Source organism: Arcticibacter sp., assembly GCF_045629565.1.
Lineage (GTDB): Bacteria > Bacteroidota > Bacteroidia > Sphingobacteriales > Sphingobacteriaceae > Arcticibacter.
This window is the reverse complement of the sequence record NZ_JAZQRL010000005.1, coordinates 1-9725: the sequence shown is the minus strand read 5'-3', so window position 1 is coordinate 9725 and position 9725 is coordinate 1. Positions and strand designations below refer to the sequence as shown.

The 9725-nt window shown below is 45.5% G+C and carries 7 protein-coding genes; all 7 read left to right on the top strand.

Annotation, left to right across the window (positions count from 1 at the left end; all coding sequences use genetic code 11):
- A partial coding sequence (locus ACKI5J_RS00540) for a RagB/SusD family nutrient uptake outer membrane protein (protein ID WP_407425426.1) occupies window positions 1-699 on the top strand: 699 nt, incomplete at its 5' end.
- A 186-nt stretch (window positions 700-885) separates the two neighbouring features.
- The gene (locus tag ACKI5J_RS00535) at window positions 886-2010 is read left to right on the top strand and encodes a glycoside hydrolase family 5 protein (protein WP_407425424.1); all 1125 of its coding nucleotides are present in this window, start codon (window positions 886-888) and stop codon (window positions 2008-2010) included.
- Between the two features lie 39 nt (window positions 2011-2049).
- The gene (locus ACKI5J_RS00530; protein WP_407425422.1) at window positions 2050-3312 is read left to right on the top strand and encodes a polysaccharide pyruvyl transferase family protein; all 1263 of its coding nucleotides are present in this window, start codon (window positions 2050-2052) and stop codon (window positions 3310-3312) included.
- Window positions 3312-4604, top strand: coding sequence for a polysaccharide pyruvyl transferase family protein (locus tag ACKI5J_RS00525; protein WP_407425420.1), 1293 nt, complete (start codon window positions 3312-3314; stop codon window positions 4602-4604). Before ACKI5J_RS00530 ends, ACKI5J_RS00525 begins: the two co-directional genes overlap by 1 nt.
- 84 nt (window positions 4605-4688) lie before the next feature.
- Complete coding sequence (locus tag ACKI5J_RS00520; protein ID WP_407425418.1) at window positions 4689-6161, top strand: glycoside hydrolase family 27 protein; 1473 nt, start codon at window positions 4689-4691, stop codon at window positions 6159-6161.
- Window positions 6158-8401, top strand: a complete 2244-nt coding sequence (locus ACKI5J_RS00515) for a glycoside hydrolase family 3 N-terminal domain-containing protein (RefSeq protein WP_407425416.1) — start codon at window positions 6158-6160, stop codon at window positions 8399-8401. The genes ACKI5J_RS00520 and ACKI5J_RS00515 overlap by 4 nt, the downstream gene beginning before the upstream one ends.
- Before the next feature lie 37 nt (window positions 8402-8438).
- Window positions 8439-9725 (top strand): hypothetical protein (locus ACKI5J_RS00510; protein WP_407425414.1); only part of this gene is annotated, 1287 nt, incomplete at its 3' end.

Genomic DNA, 9725 nt, shown 5'->3' with positions numbered 1-9725 from the left:
TGGGCTGTGAAAACTGTAAAGAGTATTACGATTACTGATGGTGGCACAGGTTTCACGACGATTCCTACGGTAAATATAACCGGTGGCGGCGGTGCAGGCGCTACCGCAGCTGCGCGAATAAGTGGAGGAAAAGTGGTTGCTATAGACCTGATCAACGGGGGCGAAAATTACACATCAGCCCCCGCTGTGACCGTAACGGGAGGTGGTGGTACCAGGTTTACTGCAATGGCTGCGCTCGCTACACTGGCAGATGCCGAGCTTACGACAGCCCAGAAAGCGGATAAACTATCTTTCCTTCAAGCCATTCAAGATGAGCGCCTGTATGAATTTGTGAGCGAAGGAATCCGGAAATATGATTTGATCCGCTGGAATATATTGGGCAATAAGCTTGCCGAAACCAAAGCAGAGCTAACAAAAATGGTTAACAAAGCAGCGCCGTACGATGAGCTTCCACAACGTATGTTTTATAGACAAAACTCAACAACCGGACTCGTCTGGGGAAATTCGCTTTACGCACCAACTCCTGCAGCTACGCCGAGCGGTCATGCGTCAATAAACTGGTTACAGGCGGTAACTGCACCGGCGATTGTAGATAAGTTCGCTGCCAACTTTACGGAGAATAAAAGCGAGTTGCTTCCAATACCTAACTCTGTAATTGAAGCATCTCACGGAGCGATTACTCAGGACTATGGATATTAACTGCTGATTGGTTTAGCGACATGCGGCCCGGGCAAGTGTCAACGGCAGTATGTTCCACCCCATTTCTAGCGTCTGAATTATCTGAATGCTGCAGCTACTGAGGCATTCATGGCGGGTTTTGCGCTTTGAAATATCCGTAGAATGATACACAACTCACTCATCTCCAGATATTAGTAAATGAAAGATATGAAAAAGATTGTTTTGCTGCTGAGCCTGCTAGTTACAGGAGCAGCAGTAGATGCGAGTAAAGCACAGAAAATAGAGGCACCATATAAAACGGACTTCGAATTCAGCAAAGGCATCAATATCAGTGCATGGTTGTCGCAGACTGACATGTCCAGTCCGCAAGAGCAGAAAAGCTACTTCAGTCGTCAGGATTTCCTGCTACTGAAAGATCTGGGTTTCGATCATCTCCGGCTGCCTGTAGCGGAAGACAAGATCTACCTGGAAAACGGTGAAAAGCGCAAGGAGAGCTTTGCATTGCTTCATGATGTGATCGGCTGGTGTAGGGACGCTAACATGCGTGTGATCCTGGACCTTCACGATCTGAAGGTTAGCCGGGAGCTTAAGCCCAAACCCGGCCAAGTATCGCTTTGGGACGATAGGCGGGCGCAGGATCGTTTCATTGCGCTCTGGCAGGATTTTTCTGCTGAATTCGGCAAATATCCGAACAGCCTGCTTGCCTATGAACTATTGAATGAACCTGTTGCTCCCGATCCGGAGAATTGGAATCAATTGTCTGCAAGGGCGATCACAGCCATAAGAAAACTTGAACCGCAACGGGTGATCTTCCTCGGATCGAACAAGTTCAACTCTATCACCACCTTCCCCTATCTAAAGGTTCCGAAGAATGATCCGAATATCATATTAAGCTTTCACTTCTATCATCCCGGTCTCCTTACCCATTACAACGTGGACAGCTATGAGAATGACGATGGAGTGAAAGGACTGAAACTGAATTATCCCGGTAAACTGGTGTCAGACGAGGATGTGAAAGCACTTGATGAGAGTTCGCGGGCCAAACTACAAGTGATGAACGGGACCCACGATCTTAAGAAACTGGAAGCAAGACTTTTCGACGTCTTCAAAAAAGCAAAGGAGACTGGTTTGCGTATACACTGCGGCGAGTTTGGATCCAATTTCAAGTACCCTGACCGTGATTTACAGCTCCGCTGGATAAGGGATATGGTCGCTATCTTCAAGAACCATGACATCCCCTACACCGTATGGGGTTATCGCAGACATTTCGGGGTATTCGATGACGAGCGGAATGTTAAAGATCAACGGTACCTCGACGCGATTGTCCAATAGCCCAATTTATAAGCTGTTTTATATATACAATTCAATAACATGCAAGATAGACGAACTTTTATCCGCAGCCTGTCGGCCGTTTCTTTAACTGTGATGCTTGCGCCCATCACTGAAGTGGTGGCGGCTAATCCCGGCAGAAGGAAAAGGATCCTGATCCGTTCAGGCTGGCAGACGGTAAACATTGGCGATATTGGACATACATTCGGTTTGCTTGCTATTATAGAGCGCTATCTCCCCGAGCTAGACCTGGTGTTGTGGCCTAAGGCTTATGACCGCGGCGTTGAGGATTTACTGAGGAAAACTTTCCCTAAAATAACGATAGTAAAAAGCGGCATAGATGAAGTAACTCCTGAACTTAAGAAAGCATTCGACGAGTGCGTATTTATGATACACGGTTCTGGTCCATACGTCACGGCGAAAAAAGAATTAACCGCCTGGCGAAAAAATACAGGCAAGCCTTTTGGAATTTATGGAGTGTCGTTAGACGAAGTAGATCCGGCTCTATTCGGCCTCATAGCACAGGCATCTTTTTTTTACTGCCGGGATACCGAATCGCTGAAATACCTGAAAACCCTTAACAATCCTTGTCCAGTGCAGGGATTTGCTCCCGACTCGACCTTCGGTATTAAGATTTACGATGATCAAAAAGCGAAGACTTATTTAGATGCTGTGGGCTTGAAAAAGGGTGAGTTTATCTGTGTTATTCCTCGATTGCGATTTACACCTTACTGGCAAATGGTAGGGAGAGCTCCTTCGACAAGTGAAAAAGAGCGGTATGCCATTTCTATGGCCTTTAAAGAACGTGATGGGGCAAAGTTGAGAGAGGTAATGGTAACCTGGATAAAGAATACAGGACTCAAAGTTCTGGTTTGCCCTGAGGTTACCCAACAAGTGGAGCTGGGCAAGGAGGTGTTATATGATCCTCTGCCGGAAGACCTTAAGAAAAATGTGGTTTGGCGCAGCAGTTTTTGGCTTCCGGATGAAGCAACCAGCGTGTACAAACATGCCAGAGCCATGGTTTGCTGTGAACCGCATTCGCTGATTATGGCGGTTGCCAATGGTATCCCAAGCATCCACATTAAGCAATCAACAGATACCCGGAAGGGACAGATGTGGCGCGATATAGGTATGGGTGATTGGTATTTCCTGATGGATGAAACGCCGGCTTCGCAAATTTCTCAGCAACTTCTTCAGATACATAATAACTACGACATCGCTTTGGAATCAACAAACAAGGCTATGAATTATGTAGAAAGTATTCAGAAAAAGACAATGAAGAACCTACGTCAACTAATAAGGTAATGGAGTTAGAAAGCAAATTTAACAGAAGGGCTTTTATAAAAGGATCCGTGGCTACTGCAGCTATATCAACGGTGTTGCCTGGCTGGTTGCAAGCTATGGCAAATACAAAAACGGTACTGCTGTGTTCATCCTGGCAAACTTTTAATATCGGTGATATCGCCCATACGCCGGGAGTTCTGGCCATTTTAGAAAAGCAATTGCCACATGTGAACGTCATGTTATGGCCGCATGACGTGGGTAATGGTGTGAAAGACATGCTCAAAAAGAGATTTCCAAAAGTAGCGATTGTAGAGTCTGATAAAGAAGTTGGAAATGCGTTTGCTAAAGCAGACCTTCTATTACATGGCAGCGGCCCTTCGCTGGTAGGTAGAGATGATATTGTTCGGTGGGTGAATGAAACTGGCAAACCGTATGGTATTTACGGGATCACTTTCCCTGGAATTTATGCGGCAAAAGGGGAGTCGGTAAAGCCACTTCCGCTAGATGTGGATCTGCTCAATAAGGCGGCTTTCGTTTTTTTCAGAGACAGCGTGTCTATGCGGATTGCTAAGGATAACGGCATCACCAGCCAGGTGATGGAATTTGGTCCGGACGGGACTTTTGCCGTAGATCTGCATAATGATGCTGCCGCCTTATCTTTCATGAAGCAGCACGGCCTGGAAGAAGGGAAGTTTATGTGCTGTATTCCACGTTATCGCTTTACGGAAGAATGGCTCGCGAAAGGTAAGAATAGGCCTTATAGACAGGATCATGTGGATTATAATAACCAAATGAAGGATCATGACAACGGTCCGTTAAGGGAAGCTATTATCCAGGTGGCTCGTAATACACCGCTTAAAGTGTTGATCTGCCCTGAAGATGAAACTCATGTGGCCCTAGGTAAATCGTTGCTGCTCGATCATCTGCCTGAAGATGTGAAAAAGAGAGTGGTATGGCGGGATCGCTATTGGCTAACGGACGAAGCTTTAAGTACTTACAAACGCTCGGCCGGATTATTCGGTTTGGAGCAACACTCTCCAATTATTTGTATTGGTCAGGGAATTCCAGCGGTAGTATGCCGGTTTTATGAACAATCTACAAAGGGTTTTATGTGGAAAGACATCGGGTTGAACGACTGGCTTTTTGATATGGACGACGCGGACCAAGTCGAAAACCTGGTCCCTACGGTACTTAAAATTGCTGAGAATCCGAAAAAAGCCAAAGAAAAGGCGCTAAAAGCAAAGGCGTTTGTCGAGAAAAGACAAAAGGAAACAATGATGGTAGTGGAACGCAACATTGGAAAATTATTATAGATACACCGGAAGCGAGGCAGCTGTACAAGATGGGTCAAAGCGGGGCCTGAGATCCGTCGGTCGCTTCAAATAAACGCATTAAATATGATAAAGATAACAGCCCGTAATGATCGATCCGGTCTAAAGGTATGTACAGCTCTGCTGATACTACTCATTTTTGCTCAGAAGAACCTTGCTCAGCCTAACTGGGGAATGCCAAGAGTTGCAAATACACAAATCCCGATTGAAGAGAAGACGCAGAGGATAAATAATACGCCCAAGGCTATTGTAGCTCCACGACCACCTATGGGCTGGAATTCGTGGAATAATTTTGGACTCCAAATTACAGAAGCTGAATTTAAAAAGCAGGTAGATTACGTTGCTGAAAAGTTGAAGCCTTACGGCTACGAGTATGTAGTTATCGACGCTTCCTGGTATTCTCCGAGTGTCTCGGCTGATAAGAAAAGCGCATATCATCACGGTTCCTATGCCAAGCATGATGCGGAGCTCGACTCTTTCGGCCGCTTTCTTCCTGCTAACAACAAATTCCCTGGTGCAAGAGGGTCATTTAAATACCTTGCCGATTATGTCCATGCCAAAGGATTAAAGTTTGGTTTACATATACAGCGTGGTATTCCATGGCAGGCCGTAGAAAAAGATATGCCCATAATGGGCAGCACAAGCCGGGCTAGAGATATTGCCAATCCGGCAGATGTATGCCTATGGTTCAATGCTACTTACGGTATAGACATGACCAGAGCAGGGGCTCAGGAATATTATGACTCTATCTTTCACCTCTATACTTCATGGGGCGTGGACTTTGTGAAAGTGGATGACCTGTCGATGCCCTACCATGCGGATGAAATTACGGCTGTGAGGAAGGCTATAGAAAAAACCGGAAGAGCCATGGTTTTCAGTGCTTCTCCGGGCTCTACGCCATTATCTGCACGCTACCACGTTATGCAAAATACGGACATGTTCCGTGTGTCTTCTGATTTTTGGGATACCTGGGAGCAATTGCAAAAGCAATTCGATTTTGCTAAGCAATGGGCAGTTCACAGCGTTGAGTTTCCTGGTCGCTGGCCTGATCTTGACATGCTACCGCTTGGAAAAATTGGTACACGCAGTGGTGATGCTGGTGGCGAACGCCTTACCCGGTTTACCACTGATGAACAATACTCGCTTATGACGCTGTGGTGCATTAGCCGATCGCCGCTAATGGTTAGTAATGACCTTATCCAAAATAATGCATTCACGCTTCAGCTGCTCACTAATAAGGACGTTTTGGAAGTGAATCAGTTTGGGACAGCACAAAAGCAAATTTTTTCCGAAAACGGATTGGTAGTATGGCTTTCGAAAGGAAAGCAGGTCAATTCGTACTATCTGGCCCTGTTTAATCATAAAGATCAAAGCCAGCTGGCTAAGTTTACGCTTGAGCAGGCAGGATTGAACGGGCGTTACGGACTGAGGGATTTATGGAAAGGAACCGACCGTGGTCAAACAAGCGAGGAGATTTCCGCTGATATACCCGCCCATGGAGTAGTACTATATAAGCTTACCCAATTATCTAACAAATGATGAATCTAAAAACATTAGCGATTACTGCCATAGGTGCATTATTCTTTTTTTCGCATGCATCTGCTCAGCAAAGCATCGCGCAAAAAGTTGAGGCCTTGCTGGCGAAAATGACTCTCGAGGAAAAGGTGGGTCAGATGACGCAGATATCGATCGATACTTTGATTAAAAAAAATAAGGGCCTAACCATAGAGCCGCATATAACTGATACTGCCGCTCTCGTAGAATGTATAAAAAAATACAAGGTGGGCTCTATTTTAAACGTGGGTGGCAACGCACAAACGCTACAGGCCTGGCGGGAGCGGATTGCTACGATACAAAATATAGCTATGCAGGACCGGTTAAAAATTCCGGTGCTGTATGGTATTGACGCTATACATGGGAACAATTACACGATGGGTTCCATCATGTTCCCCCAACAGATTGCACAGGCTGCCAGCTTTAACCCTGTATTAGTAGAGCAAGCAGCAGAGGCAACAGCGTATGAAACGAGAGCAGCCTTTATTCCATGGACATTTAGTCCGGTGGCCGACCTAGGCCGACATCCGGCATGGCCTCGGATATGGGAAACATTTGGTGAAGATCCGCTGGTGGCCGAACGTTTAAGTGCAGCTATGGTGAAAGGCTTTCAAGGAAAGTCAGCGAACACGGATAAATATCATGTAGCTGCATGCCTAAAGCACTATATGGGGTATAGTATGCCTCTAAGCGGGCATGATCGTACACCGGCCTGGATCCCTGAAAGAGAATTGCGGGAGTATTTTCTTCCTCCCTTTGCTGCAGCTGTAAAAGCAGGTGCTAAAACCGTAATGGTAAATAGCGGAGAGATTAACGGCCTACCGGTGCACGCTAACAAACATCTCCTGACTGATATTCTAAAAGGCGAACTGAACTTTAAGGGTTTTGTGGTGAGCGACTGGCAGGACATCCGCTACTTATTTGAACGTCATCGCATCGCTAAAGACAACAAGGAGGCGGTAATGATGGCAGTGAATGCCGGGATAGACATGAGCATGGTTCCAACAGGATATTCGTTCTGTACCGCACTGACCGAGTTGGCAAAAGAAGGCAAGGTAACTATGACCCGGATTAACGATGCCGTTAGACGGATACTCACTGTAAAATATGAGCTTGGCCTGTTTGACAATCCTAACGGGAACTCAGGCGATTATCCACTATTCAATAGTACTAAACATAAGCAATTGAATTACTCCGTTACCGCCGAATGCATCACCCTGCTTAAAAATGAAAGCCATACCTTGCCGCTTTCTAAAAATCAGCGCATTTTGGTTACCGGCCCTGCGGCAAATTCTATGCGCCCTTTAAACGGGGGCTGGTCCAGAACATGGCAGGGGAACAATACAGATGAAACGGATGCTGATCAGAACACCACGCTGGAGGCCCTCCAGAATGTATTCGGAAAAAATCAGATAACATATAGTCAGGGCGTATCTTTCGAGTCGGTTGTCGATATTCAGGACGTAGTGTCTAAAGCGCAAGCGTCTGATGTGATCGTTCTCTGCATAGGTGAAGACAATTACACCGAAACGCCAGGAAATATCCATGACTTGACGCTTTCAACACCGCAGATAGAGCTTGCAAAAGCATTGCATGCCACAGGCAAACCCCTTGTATTTGTTCTAACAGAAGGACGTCCGCGTATTTTGTCGGCGATTGAGCCGTATGCCCGGGCTGTTATTCATGCCTATTTGCCAGGAAATGAAGGTGGAAATGTTATTGCTGATGTATTAGCCGGTAAAGTGAATCCCTGTGGAAAACTACCTTATACTTACCCAAGAAATACCAATAGTCTGCTGAACTACTATCATAAATATACCGAAACCAAACAGTTTGAACCAGCAGGATTTGACCCGCAGTGGGAATTCGGACATGGGCTAAGCTATACTGATTTTGCCTACTCAAATCTACGGATGAACCGTGTTGTGCTGGATGATAAGACGCCGTTAACTGTTAGTATTGATGTTGTAAATACCGGAAAAGTAATTGGAAAAGAAACTGTTATGCTTTATTTTTCGGATGAAGTGGCTAGTGTGACGCCCGAAGTGAAGAGACTACGGGATTTTAAAAAGATCGAGCTTCGGCCTGGTCAAAAAACAACAGTAAGTTTTACGGTTGATAAGGCAGGTTTGTCTTTCATCAACCAAAAATTGCAACATGTTACAGAACCGGGTGTATTTACGATAGACATAGGCGGACTCAAAAGAAGGATTGAATGTAAATAATTACGAGATGCGGTTTATCAGATAGATAAAGAGGAGTATGAAAATCTATATACATATTTTAGTCCTTGTTCTGACATGTTTTTCAACGCAGGCGCAGAAGTCTGGCGAACGAGCTTTGCCGCTGATGCCTATAGATCAGGAAAGGGTGAAGGCAATAGCTTCCATGCTTCCTAAGCAGCCGAAAGGTTTTGGTGATCCCATTCAGCAACGGACGACCTGGGCTAGGTTGTATAGTACGGGGCAGTTTGATAAGTTGATTCGCGATGCCGACAGCCTGGCTGCACTGCCATTTCCGGTGCTTACTGAAGACATTTATTTTTCATACTATAAAGGGGTCGATTCCGAAACATCCAAGCGGTTTATTATGAACCGGCGAAGATGGCTTTCTAAACTGGTTTGGGCTGAATGCCTGACTAATCAAGGTAAATACATGCCTGCCATAAATAAAGCCCTGAATGATATTCTTTACACCACATCATGGTCGTTTCCTGCTGAGGATAAGAACAAAACGAATTACGAAGGTAGTTTATATACCATCGCATTAAGTTCGGCAGCCTATGGCCATGAACTTGGGGAAACGTTGTACCTGTTAGACACCAGGCTTGATAAAGCGCTGAAGAAACAATTGCTGGATGCATTGTCCCGTAAAATTTTTAAGCCGGTTCTGGATGCTGTGCGGTATAAGGATGCTAGATCCCAGTTTACGTCACTTACCAATACCGGAAACTATAATGCTTTCACGTTGGCCAATGTGACCATTGCGGCTTTAGCGGTTATCGAGGATAGACAACAGCGGGCGCTGTTCGCTTACATTGCCGAGCGCTATTCAAATAACTACCTTCATGGGATTTTGGATGATGGGTATTGCAGTGAAGGCATGGACTATTATGCATTTGGCTTTGGACATTATCTTCTACTGCGGGAAGGTTTATGGCAGGCGACAAAAGGAAAAATAGATATTCTAAAAAGGGAAAAGGTAGCAAAGGCTGCAGAGTTTGTTCCTCGAATGGAGATCATAAACGGGCTTTATCCTGCCATCGCCGATTGCGCCCAGTATCCAAAACCTCATCCTTTGGTGATGAATTATCTTAAACGCAGTCTTAACCTGGCATTTAAGGGATATGACACCGTTTCTTATAACGACATCGATCAGTTTTCGCTAGCCTACGTGATGTACTTTTTCCCCAATTCACTTTCGAGAACTAGGAAAGCGGGCAGGCTTTCAGCGTATCAGCTAAGGCAGTATTTTGACAAAGCTGGGGTACTTGTTCTCAGACCAGGAGTATCGTCAAAACCTGGTTTAGGAGTTGCTCTGAAAGGTGGG

Coding starts and splice junctions, on each gene's coding strand:
- ACKI5J_RS00535 (WP_407425424.1), top strand. CDS start 886: ATGAAAAAGATTGTTTTGCTGCTGAGCCTGCTAGTTACAGGAGCAGCA.
- ACKI5J_RS00530 (WP_407425422.1), top strand. CDS start 2,050: ATGCAAGATAGACGAACTTTTATCCGCAGCCTGTCGGCCGTTTCTTTA.
- ACKI5J_RS00525 (WP_407425420.1), top strand. CDS start 3,312: ATGGAGTTAGAAAGCAAATTTAACAGAAGGGCTTTTATAAAAGGATCC.
- ACKI5J_RS00520 (WP_407425418.1), top strand. CDS start 4,689: ATGATAAAGATAACAGCCCGTAATGATCGATCCGGTCTAAAGGTATGT.
- ACKI5J_RS00515 (WP_407425416.1), top strand. CDS start 6,158: ATGATGAATCTAAAAACATTAGCGATTACTGCCATAGGTGCATTATTC.